Source organism: Nostoc sp. DSM 114161 (genome assembly GCF_052692665.1).
In genome coordinates, this window is record NZ_CP195141.1 from 1,267,813 (window position 1) to 1,292,427 (window position 24,615).

Annotated in this window: 20 protein-coding genes, 1 tRNA gene and 1 pseudogene; 9 read left to right on the forward strand and 13 right to left on the reverse strand. The window is 41.6% G+C overall.

What is annotated here, in order from left to right:
- Positions 1–68: 68 nt before the first annotated feature.
- A complete protein-coding gene (locus NSTC745_RS05460; RefSeq protein WP_445636238.1) occupies positions 69–3,068 on the reverse strand; it encodes a beta strand repeat-containing protein in 3,000 nt (999 codons plus the stop codon).
- An 845-nt stretch (positions 3,069–3,913) separates the two neighbouring features.
- A complete protein-coding gene (locus NSTC745_RS05465) occupies positions 3,914–5,404 on the reverse strand; it encodes a calcium-binding protein (RefSeq protein ID WP_445636239.1) in 1,491 nt (496 codons plus the stop codon).
- Positions 5,405–6,457: 1,053 nt separating this feature from the next.
- On the opposite strand from NSTC745_RS05465, the gene modA reads away from it, so the two are divergent.
- The 4 genes from modA (at position 6,458) to NSTC745_RS05485 (ending at position 9,451) form a co-directional block, all read left to right on the forward strand.
- A complete protein-coding gene (gene modA, locus NSTC745_RS05470; RefSeq protein ID WP_445636240.1) occupies positions 6,458–7,312 on the forward strand; it encodes a molybdate ABC transporter substrate-binding protein in 855 nt (284 codons plus the stop codon).
- A 62-nt stretch (positions 7,313–7,374) separates the two neighbouring features.
- Complete coding sequence (locus NSTC745_RS05475) at positions 7,375–7,992, forward strand: DUF642 domain-containing protein (protein ID WP_445636241.1); 618 nt, start codon at positions 7,375–7,377, stop codon at positions 7,990–7,992.
- A 385-nt stretch (positions 7,993–8,377) separates the two neighbouring features.
- Positions 8,378–9,073 carry a PEP-CTERM sorting domain-containing protein gene (locus NSTC745_RS05480; RefSeq protein WP_445636242.1) on the forward strand — a complete coding sequence of 232 codons (696 nt, stop codon included), beginning with the start codon at positions 8,378–8,380 and terminating at the stop codon, positions 9,071–9,073.
- 304 nt (positions 9,074–9,377) lie between these two features.
- Positions 9,378–9,451, forward strand: a tRNA-Met gene (locus NSTC745_RS05485).
- A gap of 186 nt (positions 9,452–9,637) precedes the next feature.
- On the opposite strand, the gene NSTC745_RS05490 is transcribed toward NSTC745_RS05485, so the two are convergent.
- Positions 9,638–11,935, reverse strand: a complete 2,298-nt coding sequence (locus NSTC745_RS05490) for an amylo-alpha-1,6-glucosidase (RefSeq protein ID WP_445636243.1) — start codon at positions 11,933–11,935, stop codon at positions 9,638–9,640.
- Positions 11,936–12,065: 130 nt separating this feature from the next.
- Here NSTC745_RS05490 and NSTC745_RS05495 point away from each other — a divergent pair, with 130 nt between their 5' ends.
- On the forward strand, positions 12,066–12,677 hold the full coding sequence (locus tag NSTC745_RS05495; RefSeq protein WP_096535801.1) for a peroxiredoxin: 612 nt from the start codon (positions 12,066–12,068) through the stop codon (positions 12,675–12,677).
- A gap of 198 nt (positions 12,678–12,875) precedes the next feature.
- Here the strand turns inward: NSTC745_RS05495 and NSTC745_RS05500 are convergent, their stop codons facing one another.
- Positions 12,876–13,007 carry a hypothetical protein gene (locus NSTC745_RS05500; RefSeq protein ID WP_445636244.1) on the reverse strand — a complete coding sequence of 44 codons (132 nt, stop codon included), beginning with the start codon at positions 13,005–13,007 and terminating at the stop codon, positions 12,876–12,878.
- Positions 13,008–13,073: 66 nt separating this feature from the next.
- Here NSTC745_RS05500 and NSTC745_RS05505 point away from each other — a divergent pair, with 66 nt between their 5' ends.
- From NSTC745_RS05505 to NSTC745_RS05520, 4 genes are all read left to right on the forward strand, one after another.
- On the forward strand, positions 13,074–13,616 hold the full coding sequence (locus NSTC745_RS05505; RefSeq protein WP_445636245.1) for a peroxiredoxin family protein: 543 nt from the start codon (positions 13,074–13,076) through the stop codon (positions 13,614–13,616).
- A gap of 533 nt (positions 13,617–14,149) precedes the next feature.
- Entirely contained in the window at positions 14,150–14,788 is a 639-nt protein-coding gene (locus tag NSTC745_RS05510; protein WP_096535797.1) for a lysophospholipid acyltransferase family protein, read from the forward strand.
- A gap of 155 nt (positions 14,789–14,943) precedes the next feature.
- Positions 14,944–15,981: an AI-2E family transporter gene (locus tag NSTC745_RS05515; protein WP_445636246.1), complete on the forward strand. Its 1,038-nt coding sequence runs from the start codon at positions 14,944–14,946 to the stop codon at positions 15,979–15,981.
- Positions 15,982–16,056: 75 nt separating this feature from the next.
- A complete protein-coding gene (locus NSTC745_RS05520; protein WP_445636247.1) occupies positions 16,057–16,353 on the forward strand; it encodes a DUF2288 domain-containing protein in 297 nt (98 codons plus the stop codon).
- A 10-nt stretch (positions 16,354–16,363) separates the two neighbouring features.
- Here the strand turns inward: NSTC745_RS05520 and cofG are convergent, their stop codons facing one another.
- From cofG to aroC, 9 genes and pseudogenes are all read right to left on the reverse strand, one after another.
- Positions 16,364–17,344 (reverse strand): 7,8-didemethyl-8-hydroxy-5-deazariboflavin synthase subunit CofG, encoded by a 981-nt coding sequence (gene cofG, locus NSTC745_RS05525; protein ID WP_445636248.1) that lies wholly within the window; start codon positions 17,342–17,344, stop codon positions 16,364–16,366.
- Between the two features lie 252 nt (positions 17,345–17,596).
- Entirely contained in the window at positions 17,597–18,358 is a 762-nt protein-coding gene (crtW, locus tag NSTC745_RS05530) for a beta-carotene ketolase CrtW (protein WP_445636249.1), read from the reverse strand.
- A 161-nt stretch (positions 18,359–18,519) separates the two neighbouring features.
- Positions 18,520–18,759: a hypothetical protein gene (locus NSTC745_RS05535; protein ID WP_445636250.1), complete on the reverse strand. Its 240-nt coding sequence runs from the start codon at positions 18,757–18,759 to the stop codon at positions 18,520–18,522.
- A 698-nt stretch (positions 18,760–19,457) separates the two neighbouring features.
- Positions 19,458–19,910: an SRPBCC family protein gene (locus NSTC745_RS05540; RefSeq protein ID WP_445636251.1), complete on the reverse strand. Its 453-nt coding sequence runs from the start codon at positions 19,908–19,910 to the stop codon at positions 19,458–19,460.
- 19 nt (positions 19,911–19,929) lie between these two features.
- Positions 19,930–20,118 carry a CPXCG motif-containing cysteine-rich protein gene (locus NSTC745_RS05545; protein WP_096535781.1) on the reverse strand — a complete coding sequence of 63 codons (189 nt, stop codon included), beginning with the start codon at positions 20,116–20,118 and terminating at the stop codon, positions 19,930–19,932.
- Between the two features lie 155 nt (positions 20,119–20,273).
- Positions 20,274–21,887: a B12-binding domain-containing radical SAM protein gene (locus tag NSTC745_RS05550; RefSeq protein ID WP_445636252.1), complete on the reverse strand. Its 1,614-nt coding sequence runs from the start codon at positions 21,885–21,887 to the stop codon at positions 20,274–20,276.
- Positions 21,888–21,969: 82 nt separating this feature from the next.
- On the reverse strand, positions 21,970–22,224 hold the full coding sequence (locus NSTC745_RS05555; protein WP_096535777.1) for a SemiSWEET transporter: 255 nt from the start codon (positions 22,222–22,224) through the stop codon (positions 21,970–21,972).
- A 276-nt stretch (positions 22,225–22,500) separates the two neighbouring features.
- Positions 22,501–23,394, reverse strand: a pseudogene (locus NSTC745_RS05560) (hypothetical protein).
- A gap of 86 nt (positions 23,395–23,480) precedes the next feature.
- Entirely contained in the window at positions 23,481–24,569 is a 1,089-nt protein-coding gene (gene aroC / locus NSTC745_RS05565) for a chorismate synthase (protein ID WP_445636253.1), read from the reverse strand.
- Between the last annotated feature and the right edge of the window lie 46 nt (positions 24,570–24,615).

The following is a 24,615-nucleotide window of genomic DNA, read 5'->3' on the forward strand; positions in this document are numbered from 1 at the left end:
GAACATTAAAAAAGGGAGAGACAGCTTAGCCGATCTCTCCCCCCGACTATTCAATTATTTTTACTAAATTAAAGGATAATGTCACTTGCCACTAGTCCTGGCGCTCCTGCAAGCTGAATCTCGAACTCAGATTCTAAGCCGAAAACCGCATCGGTGTTAGCTCGAAGAATGCCACCGATATAACTGACTTGGCCGACTGCGGTAAATAGGTTAGCTCCAATGAAAGTGAAAGCTTGGTTGCCTGCTAAAAATGGGTTAGCATCAATGGTTGATAGATCGATGCGATCGCCTAATGCAAGACCATTGCCAACGAAGTCATTGATAACATCTCGGAACGCACCAGGCTGACTCTCAGCAAGCGAGTTGAAATCAAAAACATCGTTACCTGAACCACCAGTGAGAACATCGGTTCCATTACCACCAGTAATGGTATCGTTGCCAGCACCACCATTAATATTATCGTTGCCATTACCACCAGACAATTGGTTACCTTGGCCGTCGCCAATAATGCTGTCATTTGCATTTGTACCGATGACATTATCAAAGTTGGTCGCAGTAAATGACAATACTCCCAAACCAGGAACGTTGTTAGCAGATAAACTTTGAGTTTGCAAGTTAACGTTAATAAATACCCCAGGCAAAGATGCCGATGCATCTATGGTGTTATTAGCAGCACTCGCATTTGCAATCACCTTTTCGACCTTAAAGAGTTGGTCTTGCCCTAATCCCCCAGCTTTTTGAACGGTTCCAACACCTGACAAGGTGATTTGGCCTAACTGGCTGTAGTCTGCCGTATCAATGCCATCTCCACCATTAATGCTATCGTTACCTAGACTGCCGATGAATGTGTCATTGCCACTGCCTCCATTGAGGGTGTCATTACCACCACCACCGTTAATGTTATCGTTGCCAGCAGCACCATTAATGTTATCGTTGCCATTACCACCGAATAATTGGTTACTTTGACCGTCGCCAGTAATGCTGTCATTTGCATTGGTACCGATGACATTATCAAAGTTGGTTGCAGTAAATGACAATACTCCCAAACCAGGAACGTTGTTAGCAGATAAACTTTGAGTTTGCAAGTTAACGTTAATAAATACCCCAGGCAAAGATGCCGATGCATCTATGGTGTTATTAGTGGCACTCGCATTGGCAATGACCTTTTCGACCTTAAAGAGTAGGTCTTGTCCTAATCCCCCAGCTTTTTGAACGGTTCCAACACCTGACAAGGTGATTTGACCTAGCTGGCTGTAGTCTGCGGTATCAAAGCCATCTCCACCCAATAAGGAGTCGTTACCTTGACTGCCGATGAATGTGTCATTGCCACTGCCTCCATTGAGGGTGTCATTGCCACTACCACCATTGATAGTGTCGTTACCATCCAAACCAGAGAGTGTATTATTGCCACTGTTGCCGTTGATGACGTTATTCCGGAAGTTGCCTGTGCCGTTAATTGCTGCCGAGCCTGTCAAAGTTAGGTTTTCCAGATTACCGCTCAAGGTGTAAGTTACTGAAGACTGTACAGTGTCAACACCGCCTAAAGCATCACCAAATACTTCGCTAGCGACATCTCCAACATTATCTACGATGTAGAGGTCATTATTGTCACCACCGTCCAGTATGTCAGCACCTGCGCCTCCATCGACGGTATCGTTGCCCAATCCAGCAAAGATAGTATCGTTGCCAGCTAACCCAGAGAGTCTATTATTAGCACTGTTGCCGTTGATAACGTTATTCCGGGAGTTGCCTGTGCCGTTAATTCCTGCCGACCCTGTTAGAGTCAGGTTTTCCAAGTTACTACTCAAAGTGTAGGTGACTGAAGATTGTACGGTGTCTACACCACCCAAAACATCACCAAATACTTCGCTAGCAACATCGAAAATGTTGTCTACGATGTAGAGGTCATCGTTGTCACCACCATCTAGGATGTCAGCACCTGCACCACCATTTACAGTGTCGTTACCGTCCCCGCCATTAATGGTGTCGCTGCCACTACCACCATTAATACTATCGTTACCACCCAATCCAAAGAGGCTATTGTTAGCACCATTGCCGACGATGACGTTGCCTCGGAAGTTACCTGTACCGTTAATTGCTGCCGAGCCTGTCAAAGTCAGGTTTTCCAGGTTATCACTCAAGGTGTAGCTCACTGAAGCCTGTACAGTGTCCACACCGCCCAAAGCATCGCCAAATAGCTCGCTAGCGACATCGAAAATGTTGTCTACGATGTAGAGGTCATCGTTGTCACCACCATCTAGGATGTCAGCACCTGCACCACCATTTACAGTGTCGTTGCCATTACCACCAAAGATTGTGTCGTTACCACCCAATCCAGAGAGGCTATTATTGCCACCATTGCCGTTGATGAGGTTATCTCGGAAGTTGCCTGTACCGTTAATAGATGAAAATCCGGTCAAAGTCAGGTTTTCGAGGTTATCACTCAAGGTGTAGCCTACTGAAGACTGTACAGTGTCAACACCACCCAAAGCATCACCAAATACCTCGCTAGCGACATCGAAAATGCTGTCTACGATATAAAGGTCATCGTTGTCACCACCATCTAGGATGTCAGCACCTGTGCCTCCATCGACGGTATCGTTGCCATTCCCACCAAAGATAGTATCGTTACCATCCAACCCAAAGAGTGCATTATTACCACTGTTACCATCAATAACGTTGTTCCGGAAGTTACCTGTGCCGCTAATTGATGTAAACCCTGTCAAAGTCAGGTTTTCCAGATTGCTACTTAAGGTGTAGCTGACTGAAGACTGTACAGTGTCCACACCGCCCAAAGCATCACCAAATACTTCTGTAGCGATATCGCCAACGTTGTCTACGATGTAGAGGTCATCATTGTCACCACCGTCCATTGTGTCAGCGCCCGCACCTCCATTGAGGGTATCATTGCCATTGCCGCCATTGAGGGTATCGTTGGTACCAAGGCCAGTAAGACTGTCGTTACCATCAAATCCGTTGATGACATCAGCCAAATCAATACCGAAAAAAGGAAAGTCAAATATACCAACGAGATTGTCGTTGAAGTTACTACCGTCAATGGTTGCCATAATTTAGATTTATCCTTGAATTTGTTAGGTAAAGAAATATCGGACTACTTCCTAATAGGGAAATGAGGTGGAGAAATCAAAAACAGTTGAATCAGACATGATTGGAATAAGCGATCGCACTCAAGTCTGAAGATTTAAGAACTACTGCACATATCAACGATGGTGGCATCAAAAATTTTGCTTACTGAATCGAAAGCATGAATTGGTATTTTCGATATCAGGAAACAACAATTGTTTGAGCCTTGACGAAGGCAGTCATTCTTTCATGAAACTAAAAAGGACGTTAGATACAGTTACTAACCGCAGTCCCCATCACATGAGGACTACTTGAGCCTTGACGAAGGCAGTCATTCTTTCATGGAAACTAAAAAGGACGTTAGATACAGTTACTAACCGCAGCCCCATATACTTGAGGACTTGCTAATGATAGAAACCTGTTAAAACTAAGGGGCAGGGGGAAAGGTTTTAAATCCCTTACCCTTTTCCTTTTCCCCTTTCCCCAGCCCTCACAAGCGCATTTTTGGGTTGGCAGACTAGTAGGCTTCCTAAGGAACAAGGAGATTCTTTCGTCTCAACTGTGGTTGTTTGGGAATGTTTTTACTCTATATCAAAAGAAAAAGGTAATAATAGTACCCCTAAGGGTACTTTTTTTAGCCATGATACAAAACTAAGAAATAGCACTAGGCGAAGGAAAAAGTCTATCAAATGGGCTTTTTATGGTTTTTAAGTGCTTGCTCTATTTACGCAGCGATGTACTAGCTAATACGCTTAAGTACATAAATCTATCAAAACAAAAAGGGAGAGGCATTACCTCTCCCCCCGACTATTCAATTTTTTCTACTTTATTAAAGGATAATGTCGCTTCCAGGATTTCCTGCCGCTACAAATAGTCCTGGCGCTCCTGCGATCTGAATTTCAAATTCAGCAGCAGCATCAAAATCGGTGTTACCTCGAAGAATGCCTCCTGAATAACGGAGTTGACCGGCTGTGGTGAATGCTCCAGAGCCAATGAAACTGAAGGCTTGGTTGCCTGCTAAAAATGGGTTAGCGTCAATGTCAGATAAATCGATTCGATCGCCTAATCCAAAACCGTTGCCAACGAAGTCATTGATGACATCGCGCAACAGACCAGGTTGACTTTCTGAAACTGAGTCGTAATTGAAAACATCGTTACCTGTTCCTCCAATGAGAACATCAGTTCCATTACCACCAGTGATGCGATCGTCGCCAGCACCACCTCTGATAGTATCGTTGCCATTCTCGCCTCTGAGGGTATCGTTGCCGCCATTACCATTGAGAACGTTGTTGCCGGAGGAACCAATAATGGTTTCACCACCTTGGCTACCCTCAACATTTTCAAAGTTGAGGATGGTTTCACTATTACCACCAACAATATTAACGGTGGTCAAGCCTGTAGCTAAGTTGATGGTGACTACCCCAGAACTGAATTCGACACCTGAATAATCAATTGTGTCAACACCAGATCCACCATTATGGAAATCGAAGTTTACAAAGTCGCTATCAATAATGCGATCGTTGCCGCTGCCTCCATTGGTTGAGTCAGACCCACCACCACCATTGATAGTGTCGTTACCATCCAAACCAGAGAGGCTATTACCAGCACTGTTACCGTTGATAACGTTGTTTTTAGCATTACCTGTGCCGTTAATTGCTGATGAGCCTGTCAAAGTTAGATTTTCGAGGTTAGCGCTCAAGGTGTAGCTCACTGAAGCCTGCACAGTGTCTATACCACCCAAAGCATCACCAAATACTTCGCTAGCGATATCTCCAACATTGTCTACGATGTAGAGGTCATTGTTGTCGCCACCGTCTAGTTTGTCAGCACCTGTGCCTCCATTTAGGGTGTCGTTGCCGTTACCACCAAAGATAGTATCGTTACCACCTAACCCAGAGAGGCTATTATTGCCACTGTTACCGGTGATGACGTTGGCGCGGGCGTTACCTGTGCCGTTAATCGATCCAGACCCTGTTAAAGTTAGGTTTTCCAGGTTAGCACTTAAGGTGTAGCTGACTGAAGCCCGTACCGTGTCTATACCACCCAAAGCATCACCAAATACTTCTGTTGCAATATCGCCAGTGTTGTTTACGATGTAAAGGTCATTATTGTCACCACCATCCATTCTGTCAGCACCCCCGCCCCCATCGAGGGTGTCGTTACCATTGCCTCCATTGAGGGTGTCGTTGGTACCAAGGCCTGTGAGACTGTCGTTACCATTAAATCCGTTGATGACATCAGCAAAATCAATGAACAAAAAAGGAAAATCAAATACACCAACGAGATTATCATTGAAATTAGTACCGTTAACAGTTGCCATAATTAGGTTTACCTTAATTTGTCAGGTCAAGAAACTACCTCACTGCTTTCGGATCGGGAAATGAGGTAAAGAAATGAAACAACAGTTGAATGAATCGCCCATGATTGGAATATGCGATCGCAATCATGTTTAAAAATTTGAGAAAGACTACAAATATCAATAATGTTGGCATCAAAAACTATGCCAGCACTAATCTTATCTTCTTATTTCTCGCTGGTTGTACATCCAGACTGCAAAGGAAGAAGCAGCTTTTCTCGCGTCCAACTGTATGCACTTTTGAGATGCTTTTACTTTATGTCAAACTAATAAATCATAATAGTACCCCTAAGGGTAATATTTGTATTGTTAAGAGAAAAAGCCAGTAGAAGAAAAGTTTTTCGGTTTATGGGTAATCCATAAAATAAGTCCTCGAATCTGCTTTTGACTCAATTGTGATGTGTTGAGCGATCGCCACTTATCAAATAATCATTGTTAACTGCAAACCGCAATTATTTCCTTTGTTTGTTGCTAACAAGTACTTCGCCAAGCGAACGCAAGCGGGGTAAAGGTGAAGGGGGAAGGGGGAAAGGGTTTAAATCCCTTACCCTTTTCCCTTTCCCCTTTCCCCAGCCCTCACAAGCGCGTTTTTGGGTTGGCAGACTACTAGAGTGTTCAGTAGATTACCAACCTGAAGAGTAAAACTAGTTTGGTTGGTATTTAATTAGCTATATGGCAGAGAACAGGTAACAAGCTTAAAGCTCTCTTGGTGTCAGGGTTAATTATGTCCTAACCTAGCTGGCAACTGCTATATTAAGGATTTTTTAGGCATAAATGACCTGAGAGAACTACGAACTTATACTTTAATGTCATGATTTATTTACCAAACATTTTGGTAAATACCTACTTTACTGGTAGAATTTCTACATTCTATCCTTTTTACTCTCTGTTTAAGTAAACCTACTGGAAAATCATCAATTTCCATCGTCGGATTCGCTTTGGGCGATTCCGGCACGGTTATTTGTTTTCAGGTATCGATTACGTGAGTGATGGGATTTCATCTCCAACTATGACTTTATGAACAGAAGAAGACTTATTGCTTGGATTGCTACGGCACTTACCAGCATGATGCTGGTAATAGGCTTACAGTTTGTCAATTTATCGCCAGCAAGCTCCACAACCACACTTAGAGTGTTTGCGGCTGTCAGCTTAACAAACGCGCTCAATGACATTAAGACTCAGTACCAAAGTGCTAACCCAAGTGTCAATATCGTCTATACCTTTGGCGCTTCTGGTACTTTACTGAGCCAAATACAAGCAGGAGCAACAGCAGATATTTTCATTTCTGCTGCCAGCGACCAAATGGATGTCTTGCAGAATGCAACTCCAAGTAAATTGGTTGCAGGTAGCCGTAAAAATATTGTCAAAAACCGTCTAGTTTTGATCGCCCCTACAACGCCTCCTGTTAGTGCTGGTAGTGCTGCTCTGACTAGCTTCAATGGTTTGACTAACGCCAACATTACTGGGATTGCTATAGGTGACTATACAGGTACTCCACCACTTGTACCAGCGGGAAATTATGCCAAACAAGTTCTAACTAGCCGAGGTATTTTCACTACTGTTAGTCCTAAGACATACCTTGCTAGCAATGTGCGTAATGTCTTAACTGCTGTTGAAAATAAAACTCTTGTAGTTGGAGGCGTAAATAAAACTATTGATGCAGGTGCCGTTTACAAAACTGATGCTGCCATTTCTAACAAGGTAAGAGTCGTAGAAACTGCCTTAACAACAGAGAGCGATCCGATTGTCTATCCACTGGGTATACTCGCCAACACTACAGTTTTATCGACAGCACAGAGTTTTTCTACCTACTTAAGTGGTACTACTGCCCAAAATATCTTCAAAAATACTTACGGATTTATCTTGCCTTAGTCACCACAAAGTAAATCAAGTACTTGCCATCGTGAATTTTGAACCATTTGGAGTTATGTCTTGTGAAGTTCGCTAAAAAACTCTCAATTATTGTTTGTAGTTTGACCGCTGCTCTCGTTCATACTGCTGTGATTGCCAATACTTATAAATCAGCAGCACAAGCAGAAGGACAAGAACTGATTACCAACGGGGGATTTGAAGACGACCAACTCGTAGATCCTAATAACGCAAACGCTACAAATCCTAATGTTACAGGATGGGTTAAAACTGGCGATCCGATAGATACATCAGGCACTAGAATTGACAATTTTGCTAACACTGGTAAACAAGGTTTATCGCTTGGTGGATTTTCAGCCTTAAGCTACATATCACAGACTATCCCTACAGTTGTTAATCAACACTACCGACTTACTTTCTATTTGGCATCTACAGAAGAAGTACCTGACTTGGATAATAAATTTAAGGCTTTTATACGTGGACACAGGGTTTGTTGGAAAAAGAATACTTCTTACCAACCCTACACACTATACACGTTTTATTTTAAAGCGAAAGAAACATCCACCGAGATCAAGTTTGCTTCCAGAGTCAAGTATGCATTTTTATATTTGGATGATGTGAGCGTCAAATCAATAGAAGAACAAGGGGAAAACTCTGTGTGTGACGATCCTGAGAGTGAATAAACCACAGATCGCAAGCTAACTCTCATTGTCTTAAAATGCGAAACGATATCTGGCTCTATAGTGTTGAGAATATCACTAAAATTCATCTGATTGAAATTAGCGATCGCCGGTTTATTGAGAAAAATTACTTGGGATGTCTGAATCGCAATCTACATCTATAGCTAAGTCTTATAAACCAGAATTCAGTGTTCAGTTTTATTAGCATTGTTTAGAGCCAGCGTTAATTTTATAGCAGTTGAAACATGCTTTAGCACATCAACTAATTGTAAAACCATTACGCCAAGAGAGTTCTTTGCCTGTTGTCTGTTACCTAGTGCCTATTCCCTGCTCTAACTACCAACTTGTTTTAATTGTTGCGATTTGGAATTATTCGGAGTCAAGCTTGATGAAGTTAACTAAAAAATCGACTATTGTTTTTAGTGCCACTACTACCTTAGCTAGTACTATTCTAATGACTGGAACTTATATTCCAGTAGCACAAGCACAATACGATCCTAACTATGTTGTAGATCCGACGGACATTGTTTTCAATGGAGGATTTGAACTCGACCCCCTCGTAGATCCTAACAATCCCAACACTACAAATCCCAATATTACAGGATGGACTAAAATTGGCGATCCCATCAATACATCGGGAACTAGAATTAGTAATTTTCCTCAAAGTGGTAATCAAGGTTTATCGCTTGGTGGGTTTGTAGATTTGAGCTACATATCACAGACCCTTTCTACACAACCCGGTCAGCAATACGAACTGAGTTACTATTTAGCATCTATAGCTGAAGCCCCAGATCTTGATAATCAGTTCCAAGCATTTATCGGTGGAAATAAGATTTTCGATGGCAAAAATATTTCTTTCCAACCATACACTCTATATCAGTTCAATTTCACAGCAGACTCATCATCCACAGAATTAAAATTTGGGAATCTGGATAAATATGCATTTTTGTATTTAGATAATGTGAGTGTCAAACCTGTACCTGAGTCATCAACTGTTGGAGGGATAGCAATTGCAGGATTGCTAGGAATTTTGTTGAAGAAAAAGCGATCGCTCTCACTACCATCTAATAAACTCTCTAATTGATTTACACTGTAATATCTGCATCTTGTCAGCCAAGGTGAAAGATTAAAGCTTGGGATGTAAGATAACCCCAGTTCTAAAGGGCTGGGGTTTTTGGGAACATAGGAGGGTATGCAATGGTAAACGCCTGTTCACACTCTTTGTTTAGCTAGATGCTGATGTCATAAATCGCACAAGCAGCAGATGAAAATACTCTCTTCCTAGTCACCAATCCCCAATTCCTATTTTCAAAACAGGAAAACTAATCGCAAAAGAGGCTAGCCATGAGTGAATTTGTATGTTATATTCGTAAATGACTAAAAAGCACGGCTCAGTAGCTCAGTTGGTTAGAGCACGGGACTCATAAGCCTGGGGTCGTTGGTTCAAATCCGACCTGAGCCACTCTAAAAATTATCAAGATAATGGTAACTACAAAGATTTCGGCTTGTAGCAACAGAAGATAGTAGCTAAGAGAAAGAATCATAGGAGATTGCATTGATGAGCTAGGGCGCTAGCAGCAGCGGTGCGGTTTACGATCGCCTTCTGCTTCTAGAGCCTCTTGCGTCCAATGCTCAACCCTACTCGGCACTACTTGATATGGCGAATGACTTCGGCAATTGACCAAGCTTGAGCGATCGCTCCTCTGGGTGTATGAGGTGGATCGCCATCAAATATTTCAGAAATAGAACCGATACAAGCGGCAAATAAAAAGTGATCTATTAGGGGTTGCCAATCAAAAGGCAGCGTTTGTTCTGGATAAAAACGTTGCCAAGCACGAATATATGGGCCAATTAACCAAGGCCAAACACTGCCTTGGTGATAAGCGCGATCGCGTTGCTCTTGGTTCCCTTCATATTTCCCTTTGTACTCCGGGTCTCCTGGGTCGAGACTGCGAAGACCGTAGGGAGTCAGCAAGCTGGCAGTTGCCAAATCTAGTATCTGGCATCCTTGGTGTTGAGAAAACCCACAATGGTGCAATGACAGGGCCAAAACAGCATTGGGACGAATTTGAAAATTTCGGCGATCGTCCGGCTCAATAGTATCGTAAAGATAACCTAGCTGGGGATTCCAAAATTTTTGCAGGGAGTTTTTTACCTGTTGTGCTTGCTGAGCATAACGCTGTGCTTGTTTACCAAGACGCACTGGTTCGCCAAACTTAAGCTGGCTCAGGCGTTCTGCCCACTTACTTAACCAACATAAAGCAGAATACCACAGCGCATTGATTTCTACTGGCTTTCCACGACGAGGAGTAACAGGGTTTGCCCCAATTACCACATCCATCCAAGTCAGGGCTACACCACGAGCATCCCAACCAATTAGTCTATCAGTAGCATCAGCCTGGATATTATAGCGTGTGCCACCGACAAAGGCTTTATGAATTTGCTGCACTACAGAAAACTGCTCTGCCAAAAATTCCCAGTCTTGTGTAGCTTCCAAATAAAGCCCTAAAGCTTCAATCCACCAAAGCGGTGCATCGATACTGTTATAAAATGCTTCCCTATCGACTTCAGGAAAGGCATTCGGAATCAAACCGTGACGACAGTAATGCCCAAAAGCTCGCAATATTCCTTTTGCTAATTCAAAGCGCTGGGGAACGAGGGTCAATCCCGTTAAGGCAATTAATGTATCCCGTGCCCAATCATTAAACCAATGATAACCAGCAATCACTGTTGGGCCTGCTATTGAGGCTCGATAGGCGATAAACCGATCGCTGGCTTTGAGTAGTTGTTGCTTAATTGGGGATGGGGCATGGGGCATTGGGCAAGCAGGAAGTGTGGGAGGTGTGGGAGGTGTGGGAGGATAGTGAAGAAATCTTTCCCCCCTCTCTCCCCACACTTCCCCATCTCCCCATCCCTCCATCTCCCCATCCCCCATTCCCGATGCCCGATGCCCGATGCTCGATGCCCCATTCCATCCAAAAATCTGAGAGAGCCTTTCTTGTTCTGCTTCCACTGCTTCTGCAAAGGTTTCGGGGGTAAGAACGCCCAGCATTGGGTTAGGAAAACCTAACCGTGCCTCCAGAGTTACTGCATCTCCTGGTTGGAGTGTAACTGTCAAGTAACCGGGACTGTGCAGGTCTTCGCGATCGCCTAATCCCCGTTTTGTCTCCTCAGAGAATCGATAATTCCAATACCAAACTGCATCAGGTTGATAATTTCCTTTTGTCCAGCGCAAGTGCCAAGGTATACCAAAATGCTCAGCTTTTCTTGCTTGCAGGCAGACTTGCTGTTGTCCTAGCAGTTGCGAGAACTGTAATTCTGAGCTAAAAGCCTGTTGTTGGTGAAAGTCACGTTCTGCTATCAGCAGTCGCAACCTTAAAATAGCTTGTTCGCTTCCCTCGTAGCGATAGTGGATTAAAATGCGATCGCAAAATTGGACAGGGGCATTGGGCATTGGGCAAGCTGGAAGTGTGGGAGGATTGGGAGGATTGGGAGGATGGGGAAGGAATCTTTCCCCCCACACTCCCCCATCTCCCCTGCTCCCCTGCTCCCCTGCCCCCTTGCTCCCCTGCTCCCCACTCCCTATTCCCCATTCCCCAGTCCCTACCAAGCCATAGGGCATCACCAATTGTCTGGTTAATTGCCAGTCATCTTCACCCCAAATCCATTTTGGAACTGGGTTAATATCAAAAGAGCGCAACAGCTCATAACCGCCCCGCTCTATCTGAACGTTACCCCAAATATTTGTCCCCAGTCCGATAACGCCCCCTAATACTTCCAAACTAGCTTCGAGGTGCGATAACAGCAAAGTACGCTCAGAAGGTGGATTTTTAGCGGCAAACAACCAACCGTGATAAGTACGCGTGCGGATATCAGAAACTGTCCCACTGGCATAACTTCCTAGACCATTGGTAAGTAACCATTCTCTTGTATCTAAATCAGACATTTGCTACTCAAAATCGTTATGAGTATGATATAGTCGTAACAGATCGTAATCAAACTGTGAAGCGTGGATGGGTGAGTTTTACCTGACCCAAATTCCAACGCTAGTAAACCGATAAAGGAGAATTAAGTTAATGTCTCTAACTTACGGATTAGAAGGAAGCCTCCGCGTTGGTCAGCAAGCTCCCGATTTCACAGCAACAGCTGTGGTAGATCAGGAATTTAAGACAATCAAACTTTCCGATTATCGTGGTAAGTATGTCGTCCTGTTTTTCTACCCCCTAGACTTTACGTTTGTTTGTCCTACTGAAATTACAGCATTTAGCGATCGCTACGAAGAATTCAAGAAAATCAATACGGAAATCCTTGGGGCTTCCGTAGATAGTGAATTCTCGCACCTCGCTTGGATTCAAACCGATCGTAAGTCTGGTGGCGTTGGCGACCTGAATTATCCTCTAGTCTCCGACATCAAGAAAGAGATTAGCGCAGCTTACAACGTGCTTGACCCAGCAGCCGGCATTGCCTTGCGTGGTCTGTTCATCATCGACAAAGATGGTATCATACAGCACGCCACAATTAACAACTTAGCATTTGGCCGCAGCGTTGATGAAACCCTGCGGACATTGCAAGCAATTCAGTACGTTCAATCTCACCCAGATGAAGTTTGCCCAGCTGGTTGGCAACCTGGTGATAAAACAATGAATCCTGACCCTGTGAAGTCCAAAGTCTACTTCTCTGCTGTCTAGATTAGATATGCTGGAGTTAATCCGGCAATGAACAATAACCACAGATAAACAAAGAATCTATCTGTGGTTTTGTTATTGAAAGGGGAGTGGGGCATGGGGAAAGGGGGATGGGGAAGTGTGGGGAGTGTAGGGAGAGAGGGGGGATGGGGGAGTGTGGGGAGTGTGGGGAGTGTGGGGAGAGAGGGGGGAAAGATTTCTTCACCAACCTCCCACACCTCCCACACCTCCCACACCTCCCACACCTCCCACACCTCCCACACCTCCCACACCTCCCACACCTCCCACACCTCCCACCCCTCCCACACCTCCCACACCTCCCACTCCTCCCAAACTTCCTGCTTGCCCAATGCCCGATGCACAATGCCCAATTTGTTTAAATAATCTAAAAATATAAATATGCTGAGTTCAACTGATTTTAGTGGATTATTTAATGAGCGATTCTTTCGCAACTTTTTACCAGTTCCAGCTACAAATCAACTTAGATTAGGAGTAGGAACGCCAGATTTTCAGTTGCCGGATATCACCAACGGAACTTTAGTAAAATTGTCTGATTACAGAGGTAAGCAACCAGTTTTACTTGCCTTTACTCGCATTTTTACTGAAAAGCAATATTGCCCTTTTTGTTTTCCTCACATCAAAGCTTTAAATGAGAATTACGAACAATTCAAAAATCGTGGAATCGAAGTTTTGATGATTACTAGCACTGATGAACGGCAGAGTCAAATAGTTGTAAGAGATTTAGGATTGCAAATGCCGTTACTTAGCGATCCTACTTGCCGAGTGTTTCGTACCTATAATGTAGGGCAAGCTTTGGGAGCGCCTTTGCCAGCACAGTTTGTATTAGATAAAGAAGGGAAACTTCAGTATTGGCATTTATTTTCCTTCCTGGATAGTAATGCTAGTATTGATACCTTGTTAGAGCAATTTGTTGATGATTAAGAGAAATGGTTGATGTTTAAACCTTTAATTAAATAAAATAAGAGGTACACAATTGCAAATCTTGTAGGATGCTGTTAGCAAAGCGTAACGCACCATTCTTTATTTGCAGCGATCGCTTAAAGGTGCGTGACGGCAACCTGAAATTTTTTACTGTGTCCAATCTTCTATTTGAATATTCTCTATTTTTCCAAAATCAGCCACATTTGCTGTCACTAAAATGTATCCTTCCGAGCGAGCTACAGCAGCTATTCGACAATCCTGAGTTTAAATACGTTTGATTTTTGTAGAGAAGGATTGATAAGCTCCAAACCCCTCATGTAGAGACGCGATAAATCGCGTCTCAAAGACTGACACGTAATATCATGTCCTGTTAAGATTTATCATTAGGATTGACGCTCTTACATAAAGACGCGGGGACGCGGAGAAATTTTAAGATCGATATCTTTAATCAGAAAAACCGATAACTTTTTTGCGTTTGCCTTGGGCCTTGCGATCGCTTATGCTAAATGTCAGTTTAATTGGCATTACTTTCTGTGGACACAAACCGCGAACCGTTTATTAGTCTGGCACTTTACCACGCCTTTAAATGGTCAGTCGTCAGCCCCATGCTTCACGCTTACTTTCGGGGTAAGATTTATGGTGCGGAAAATGTGCCGCGATCGGGGTCATTGGTGGTGGTGAGTAACCATGCCAGTTACTTTGACCCGCCAATTGTCTCTAATTGTGTACGCCGTCCAGTGGCGTATATGGCGAAGGAAGAATTATTTAATATCCCTGTTTTGGCGCAAGCGATTAAATTGTATGGTGCTTACCCAGTGAGTAGGGGAAGCGCCGATCGCAATGCTATCCGTGCAGCTTTAGAATATTTGAATCATGGTTGGGCCGTTGGTGTTTTCTTGCAAGGTACTCGCACTCCAGATGGTCGAATTACAGACCCCAAAAGAGGCGCACTACTGTTAGCGGCGAAAGCCAAAGCGCCAATATTGCCCGTAAGTGTTTGGGGTACCGAGGCAATTTTAGAAAAAGGCTCGAAAATACCCCGCGCAGTTCCCGTAACTGTGAGAATTGGCAACTTAATTGATGCTCCCAGTTCTAGCAATAAAGAAGAATTGGAGGCTTTGGCACAAAAGTGTACCGCTGTAATTAATCAAATGCATGATTTAGGAAGATGAGTTAGAGAAGTCGAAATATCTACTTTAGGGGGGTAGCGATCGCTATTACATTCCTATAATCTGAAATTCGATTGTATCAGTCGTCTTCCTTGAAATTCCAGTAACAGTTTTTCCTAAAGACTTCAATAATCCAAAATCTAAAATCCAAAATTAATATGAGCGGCTTTGAAGCCAAAAATTTCTGGCAACGATTAAATAATCTGGCGTTAGTCCGCTTTTTACTCTTAATTGCTTCTGGATGGGCAATTGTACAGCTTTTAGCTTACTTTGAAACAGTCATAGTTATTTTCACATTTGCCGCTATTTTGGCTTTTTTGCTCAGCTATCCCGTACAATGGCTGCGGCGTTTTTTGCCCCACGGTGTAGCAGTTGCTGTGGTTTTTTTGCTCAGTATTGTAATTATCGGCGGTCTGATAATTACCGTAGGTTTAACGATTTTATCCCAAGGGCAACAATTAATTGATAGTATAACTGGATTTTTAAATTCTTTGTTACCCCTTTTAGACAATTTAGAAAACTTTTTACGCAGTCGCAATTTGAATATAGATTTAAGTTTTGTTCAAGAACAATTACGCAATCAAGCTATAACAAGTATTGTGACTAGCTTAGCTATATTACAAGGTTTCTTGACTAATTTTGTGACTTTTATCTTAATTGCAGTCGTAGCTTTTTTTATGTTGTTAGACGGGGACAAACTATGGAATTTTATATTAAAAATAATACCAAAACAACGCCGTGAGAGATTTACTAAGGTCATCAGACGCGCCTTCCTGGGATTTTTTAGAGGTCAGTTTTTATTAAGCTTATTTCTCACCAGTTCAACTTTCTTAATTTTCTTAATATTACAAGTACCTTTTGCCCTACTATTATCAGTAATTGTTGGTATTGTTGATATCATTCCTGGCATAGGTGCAACATTAGGAATCAGCATCGTAACTTTGGTTGTATTATCTCAAGGTTTTTGGCTAGCATTGAGAGTATTGATAACTTGTATTGTTCTTCAGCAGATACAAGACAACTTGATTGCACCAAGAATTATGCAAGGTGCGTTAAATCTTAATCCTGTAGTAGTATTTTTTGCTTTGTTAGTAGGCGCTAGAGTAGCAGGATTATTGGGTGTTTTTATCTCTATTCCTATAGCTGGAGTAATTGTGTCTTTGTTTGAGATAGAAGAAATGAAATCTGAAGTTTAGTCATTAGTGATTTGTCATAAAGTACGAACTAGTGAATAATATAAGAATGGCTATATAAAAAGAAATTGAAGAATAATGTCTGATTTAAGAGCAGAATTAACAGAAAACTTAGACCAAGCAGAGTGGGAGTGGTTAATTCCTCATGTGCAGCGAGATGCAGTAATTTTGGTAGCGCTTGAGTTAAACTTAGTGGATGTTGGGGTAGCGATCGCAAATGATAATACTCCATCAGTGGAACAATGGATTAATGAAAAATTGATTACCAAACCTACTACAGCACAGCTGGGAGAATGGAATACTGATGTTACGAAGCGATTTAATACTCTCATTGTCCAGCCTTATGTTTTAGTCCAAGAAATTATCGCAGCATAACGAAAATTTTTCAAACTTCACAACCAGATTTAAAAGTATTTCGCCATGATTTGACTGAGGTTTGCAACTCCTGGGATAACCATCCATCAAATTGCGAATAAACTGGTAAGCGCTCAATCAATTCCCATCCCGCAGGTTGTAAAATTTCTCTTAATACCTGCTTTTGAAGATGAGGATAATCAGGATTAACTTCATCTTTCGGGCTAATTCCCCCTAAGTCTCGCGCACCAGCTTCGACGCAAGCAAGCAACCATCGTTCATCATTAACTAAATTTGGCGGAATTTGAATTGCAATATCCGTCGGTAAAATTTCACGTGCTTTAGCAATTACTTCTGGTAATTGATGGGGGTTGAAAGGCGGCGCATTAAAACTCTGCTGAAGTCCTGGACTATGAGGTTGTAAAATTACTTCTTGGATGTGATAGTAACGCTGATGTAATTGAGATATTGCTGCTAATGTTTCCCACGAATCATCAGCAGTTTCCCCAATTCCTAAAAGTAATCCTGTTGTAAAAGGAATCTGTAATTCTCCAGCCCATTCTAATTGTTGCAGCCTTACTTCTGGTAACTTACTCGGTGCGTGTCGATGTACGCTATTTAATAATGTCGGGGTTAATTGTTCCAGCATCAGCCCCATTGAAACATTTACACGCTTGAGCATTTCCATCTCTGCAAAACTCAAAGGCCCTGCATTGGTATGTGGTAAAAATCCCATTGAAAGTGCTAATTCACACAAATCATAAATCCGCCGAAACCACGCCTGACGCTTTGGCGAATGGGGATGCACTTCACCGCTAAGGATGAGAATTTCACAAACTTTTTCACTTTGAAGTGATTTTAAAATACTTGCTGCATCTGAAATACTTATCCAAGGGCTTTTACCTGGTTCAGTGCGAAAATTGCAGTAGCTACAGCGATTAAAGCACTCGTAAGTAGGAACAATTGTATAAGCAGGACTATAGGTAACGACACGAGAATTATTGATTAACATTAAAGGTAATTCAACAACTGGAAAGCGAATTATTATCAGGTGTATTTCGTTTTAGCTTAATTTACCACTAGATAACAATATAGCGTTTGCCAATCAAATGAGGTGTAGAAATTTGTAAGGGCGCAAAGCTTTGGGCCCCTACTTTGTACCTCACTAGAACGGGGAATGGTATAAGCTTATCCCAGTCTCAAAAGCGATGAAATTTAATTTTGATTGTTCGCTCATGACTGTTAACCGTCAACAGTTAACGTCTTACGCTTTTTTATACATTTCTGGTAATCGCCACCAAGGAAGATGAGGATTTTCGTGATGTTCTTTGTGATAGCCGAAATGATAACAGGTAAGAAATGATAACCAAACTGGACAGTCGATAGTTTGGGCACAATGTGGTTGAACGTAACCCCTGATTGGTTCGCTATGGGGTATAAAAGTACCAAAATAAAATAATTGCAATGAGCTTAATAGCGAGGGAACAACCCAAAATAAAATTAAATTTTTATGGGGAATGTGGAGTATAAGATTGGCAAATTGATAGCTTAGAGTTATGGCAATTATTTGTCCCCAACTCCAGTAATTTATCATAAAGTGGAAATACCAAGCAAAGAAGGTTTTGCGTTTTCCATCATGGAAATCTGGGTCTGCGTGAGTTGCAGGATGACGGTGATGCGACCAATGTTTTGCCAATAGTTTGTCATATGGTAAAAGCCCATAAAAAGCTAAGCTCAATCTTCCAACTAAATGATTAATTTTAGGATTTTGAGGAAACACTACACCATGCATAGCATCATGAGATGTAATAAATAAACCAGTATATAAAAATGTTTGCCAAGGTATTAAAGCACATAGCATCCAAAATTTTAGTTGAGAGATATCAACTAAGAGTAAAGAAACTAAACTTATAGCCCATAGGCTAATAATGAAAATAGCAATGAAAAATCCCCTAAAAGTAGATTCATTTTTTAATAATGGGGTTAGTCTTGTTTGATGATTAAGTGATTGTTCTAACTGGATCACGCTTTTACTCCGCCTAGCATTTAGGTAAAAATTCCTCAAATATAGTCATGACAAAAAGCACTAACCACCAGCCAGAAAATTCTATTAGCGGTCAGTGTTTTGGACTGGACAGTGCTAACACTTTAAAATGATTGCAAAATATTAAGATACATTAAATATTATTACATAGATAAACCCATACCAAAAACTGTTTTTGCTTGGAAGGCTAGGTAGATAAGTAATGCAGCTAGTTTTCTAGTATTTTTAATCACTCCTACCGATCGTTTTGTATTTTGTAAACAGTCGAGATTTACCCAAGAGTATCGGAAATTAGATGCGGTACGTCTTAGACTATGCTGTATCCGTTGATATCCGAAATTAGGTAAGCCAGAAAAGCGATCGCCACTAAACGACCATTCCAAAGTTCAGATTAAGCAGCTAATCCAAGCTCACCTACATTGCGGTTTTTGCCATTGTATGCATAGCCAGATAAAGTGCCATTGTTAATTTTCCTTAAGTAACTAATTACATTCTTCATGGTACTTACCGATGCATTAACCGCTATCTGTCTTTAGTTTCAAAGTAGAAACAAGTCTAAAGAATGAGATTTAAGCAAATTCACGAAATATTTGTCTAACAAAATTAAATAATAGTTTTTATTAATCTATTAAATACAGATTTTTTAACAATCAATTGATACAGCAAATTGCAACTTAGCGAGCTACAGATAATTGTAGGGGCACAACATCTTGTACCCCTACCTATGTAATTCATTTACTTGAAATACCCTGCAAATAAAACTCGATCCAAGCCGCAACATACTATTCAAATAATATTTGGGATACATCAATTATTCGTAAGGGCACAACATTAGACCTCTTGCAATCAATTGCTTTTTGCACTCTTGTGGAAAAAGGGATGCATCTTTATTGGGGAAAGGGAAAATACCAAACCTTTCCCCCTTTCCCCTTCCCCTTTTCCCGACTTCTGCAAGAAGTCTATTGTTATACCCTTAGCTATCTATCGCATTCTTTCTTCAAATTGGTATCAGAAAGTGGAAACACCTAAAGGCAATTTTCATCCCTAAGTTTAGCAATGGCTAATTTTTCCAAACATTGTGCTACTGTGACTCACATTCTCGTTTAGTAATGTAGTGGCGATAGCGAAACATTGCTTCTAGTTGTGCTTGCACTAACCAACCGCTGATGAATTCAACTGCTTCTCCACCAGGCATTGAAAAGGAAATAGCATCAGTCAGCCTGGTTTTACTAGCATCTTCTGGTTCAAATTCGTGTCGATGTACCCAAGACTCAAAAGGGCCAGATATCTGTTCGTCAGTGAACAAGCGATATTTTTGGTGTTCGGTATGACGCGCTAGCCAAGTTAAGGGTACCGGGCCGAGAAACAAGCGAAATTCTGTAATAGCACCTACATCAAGCCCTCCATCACGGCGAACTACTTGGACTGGCTGCCAAGGCGGAGTTAGCAGTTTTAAAATGTCTGGCCTTTCGTGAAATTTCCAAACTACTTCTGGCGGCGCATTGATGACTGAGGAATGTTTAAAGTGCTGCATGGAAAGAAAAACTTAAAATTCAACTTTCAGATTCGGTATCAATCTCGATATCTAGGGTGTCTTCGTCAACCCGGACATACAAAATATTTGGGTTACAGCAAACTTGACAATCTTCTACATAGGATTGTTGTCCCCCAGCACTCAAATCAATAAAAGTTAAGTTTGGTTCGCCGCAATAAGCGCAGTAATACTCAGCTGTGGTTTGCATCAAGTTCTCAGGTGTAATTTTTGGGCATTGGAAGTTAGGAGTTAGGAGTTAGGAGTTGGGAGTTGGGAGTTGGGAGTTAGGGGTTAGGGGTTAGGAATTATCCCTCTGCTCCCTCATCTCACTTATCTGCTCATCCCCCCATCTTCCTTTTTAAATTAGTTGAAATAACTTTTAGCATCAGCCAAATGCTTTAGTAGTGTAGACTGTGGCAGAGGCCCTTGCAAGTGGCTCCACGGTAATATTTGCTCTGTTGACCAATCGGCGTGGACGTAAAAATCTAAGTCGGGGATTTGTCCTTTGAGTTCTTTGAAGGCACGTTTGTAGCTACCCAAGGAATCGCCAAAGTTACGAGTTAGTTGCAGAAGTTGGGAGAGCCTGCGATCGCCCCTTGATAACAAAGCCTGTATAATCGACCAATTATAGCTTTCTGGGCGAAATTCTATCCCCTTTGGTTTTAGCTGTTTTTGTAAAAATTGCAAGCGTTTTTCTGCTTGCCGATTGACTCCCAACCATTGAAATGGTGTATGTGCTTTGGGTACAAAAGTGCTACATCCAAATGTTAACCGCAATCCTGGTGCAGCTTTTTTGATACTATGCATCATGGCTACGGTTTGTTCTAAATCTTCTGCTTCTTCGCCAGGAATTCCCGCCATTCCGTAGAGTTTCAAACCTGTAAGTCCACCGGCTTTGGCATTGATGGCTGCTTGGATAATTTCATCGTTATGCAGCTTTTTGTTGACTATTTGGCGAATTTTTTCGGAACCACTTTCTACAGCAATGGTAAGCGATCGCGTGTCTCGTTGTGCCAAAGTTTTTGCTAACTGGACTGTTACGGTATTGGTTCGTACTGAGGCAATACTCAGACGAACATCATCATACTTTGGCTGACTAATATAATTTAGTAACTCTTCAAATTCTGGATGTTGAGTTACAGAAGCCCCCAATAATCCCAGCCGATTTGTAACTTGTAAACCTTTTTCAATGGCTGGAATTAATGAACCTTCCAGACTTGCAGTTCTAAAAGGTAATGTCAGATAACTTGCCAAACAAAAACGGCACATTTCTGGACAGCTTCTTACCACTTCCACCATATAAATATTTTCCCAAGCGGCTTTTTCGGTGACTACAGTCGAGGCTGATAGAGTATTTCCTCGATAAGTTTGTTTTTGCACTACTGCGGGAATTTCGGGAGAAATTGGTTGAATAGACTTTATTGCACCATCTTTTGTGTGATATTCCACCTCATATAAACTGGGAACATAAATACCTGGTACTTGTGCCAATCTTTGGAGTTGAGTTTGTCTAGAAGCAGTTCTAACTTCTTTGTAAGCTTCAATCAAATTCCCCAGTAAATTTTCGCCATCCCCCAATAGAATGACATCAAAAAAATCTGCAAACGGTTCTGGGTTAGCGGTGAGAACTGGGCCGCCGCCAAATATTATTGGATGAGAATCATCGCGAGAAGTTGCTAAAATGGGGATTTTTAAAGATTCCAGCAAATTGAGAATATTTACATAATCCAATTCCCAAGAAATAGAAAATCCGATAATTTCGGGATTTCTGGGTAGTTGTTCCTGAGTATCAGTAAATAGGCGACTTACTTGCACATCATCACGCATTGCCAAAGTCGCCCAAACTACCTGATAGCCAAGGCTAGTGATACCAACGCTGTATTCATTAGGAAAGGCGAAGATTAGGGGTATGGCGTTGGTGTTTGGAGTAGTGGGTGTAAATAAAAGGCGTTCTAAGTCGAATACAGATGATGTCACGGGTTTTTTATAACTAATTTAGTTTCTTAAAAATCGCGCCTACACGGCAAAGCCAACTGTAGCAAGCGGAAGAGAATTTACTTTACCTATATTTAATTTTAAGCCATAGAATTATCAAATTAAAAAACAATGTAACGCTGTTAGCGAGAATAATTGGTAAGGCTTGGAGATAAATTCCATATATTAACCACAAAAAAACACCGCTGTTAAATGTAACCAACATCACAAAAGAAACGTCTTTTGCTGATTTGGTTTGCCAAGTTTTAAACATCTGTGGTAAAAAGGCGATCGTAGTTAATGTAGCTGCTGCTAATCCTAGAACCGTTAAAAAGTCCATTTATGCAAACCTATAAAATAAAGTCTTGAGTTGTTGAAAAATTTAACAACCGATTTTTATCATACTGTATTGATGTGTTCGCTTTAAATTCTATCGTGAAGTAAAAATTAAATGAAACAAAAAGGGGAAAATAGTTTAAATTTTCCCCAATTATCAAATAATATGCGATTGACTAAATTAACTTTGCAACAAACAAAAAATTAATCAACTAAGATTTTTTTGATTCGTGTATAACCATTCGTGAGTAAAACAAACTAAAATCAAAATTAATTGATACTAGCGAAACCTATCAATTAATTCTTCACGCGATAACTGCAACAATAAACGCGTAAACTCTTCTGGTGGTAACGCTAATAAAGGTTCAATAATTGCTTGAAGCTGATTATCTATTTCACCAAAGCGAACTTTGAGCAAATTTTCCACCACCAAGCGTTCTCCTTGCTGAATTCCTCGTTGTTCCCCTTCTTGTATCGCTTGTTCTCGGTCTTGTTGGTAAAGTGGTGCTAATCGCATAAGCAATTCCCTGTCTTCTTCGTTTTGATTTTGAGTAACTTGTAAGTTTTGTTGTAAGTTGTACAACAATTCTAACGTCGCTTTGCGGAAAGGGTTATCAGGAGTAAGTGCTTCTAATTCGTCAATTGCTTGCTTTTGAACGTTTCCTCTACCGATGATTCTTAACCATAAAGTTTCTGGAATAGAAGGTAACTAATGAATTGCGATTATAGCAGTACGCAAATATTCTGGCATGAAGTGTATTCCAGGCAAGTAGTCATCTTTTGGGTTAGCACCAAATCCTGATAATATTTGGGCTGATGCTGTGGGCGTAAAAATCCATAATTTTGGTAAATCAGATTCGAGAATACGAGTGTTATTTCGATTTGCTTGTCGTTGTAAATCGCCGCGTACTTCTAATAATTTTAAGAGACAGTCGCAAATTTCTGTAGCGGATGCAGCGTTACGAAAAGGCTCAAATAATGATGGAGTAGTGACAAACTGACCTAATAAACCTAGTGTCTTCGGAATAGTGCTTGGTTGTGGGTTGGGAATGAAATAAACGTCAATTTGTCTAACTTATCCTGCAACTCGCTTTGATGCTTGAACTTCACCGTAAGGAGTTAGTAATTGTTCGAGGTAGTCTTTGGCAAATTGGTCATGAATGAATCTGGTCATTTGTTGAAAACTCTAGTAAAAAAGGGCGAGTTAGTTATAGATACCCACCCTATAAAAAAATATTTTCTCTTAGTCAGAGTGTAACTTTACAACACCTTACACTGACCGTGATGCCGCAGTAAATGGTCGCACAACACTAACGCCACCATTGCTTCAACCATCGGAACTGCACGGGGTAACACGCAAGGATCGTGTCTGCCTTTTGCGGCTAAAAGCGTTTCTTCGCCTTCACGAGTTACTGTTTTTTGTTCTTTTCTAATTGTTGCTGTCGGCTTAAAAGCAACTCGCAAAATAATATTTTCTCCGTTGGAAATTCCGCCTTGAATGCCACCAGAACGGTTGGTTACGGTGCGAATTTCGCCATTTTCATCAATATAAAATTCGTCGTTATGCTCAATTCCTGTTAACAATGTTCCGCCAAAACCGGAACCTATTTCAAAGCCTTTGCTAGCAGGCAAAGACATTACACCTTTAGCAATATCAGCTTCTAATTTATCAAATACTGGTTCGCCCAAACCTTTAGGGACATTTCGCGCCACACATTCTACTACACCGCCAATAGAATCGCCTTGTCTGCCAGTTTGCTCGATTAATTCAATCATGCGTTCGGCGCATTCAACATCGGGACAGCGGACGATGTTGCTTTCCACTTGTTCTAAAGTAACAGTATTTGCATCGACTACACCTTCCAAATCCTTGATGCGCTTGACGTAACCAATAACTTCCACATTGGCAACTTGGCGGAGAATTTTTTTAGCGATCGCACCTGCCGCTACTCTGCCAATTGTCTCACGCGCTGACGACCTACCGCCACCTTGCCAATTGCGAATTCCATATTTGGCATCATAAGTTGCATCGGCGTGGGAAGGGCGATACTTTTCGGCCATTTCATCGTAATCTTGCGGACGAGTGTCTTTGTTCCGCACCAAAATTGATATTGGCGTTCCCAAAGTTTTGCCTTCAAATACCCCCGATAAAATCTCGCAGGTATCCGCTTCTTTCCGAGGTGTCGTGATTTTACTTTGTCCCGGCCGCCTTCTATCTAGTTCTACTTGGATTTCTTCTGCTGAAATTTCTAGTTGTGGGGGACAACCATCAATGACAACTCCCACGCCACCGCCGTGAGACTCGCCAAAAGTAGTTATCCGAAATAGATGACCAAAAGTGTTACCCATGATTATTGAGTGAGGAAAAAGGGTGAGGCTTATCTTTCACTCTAGT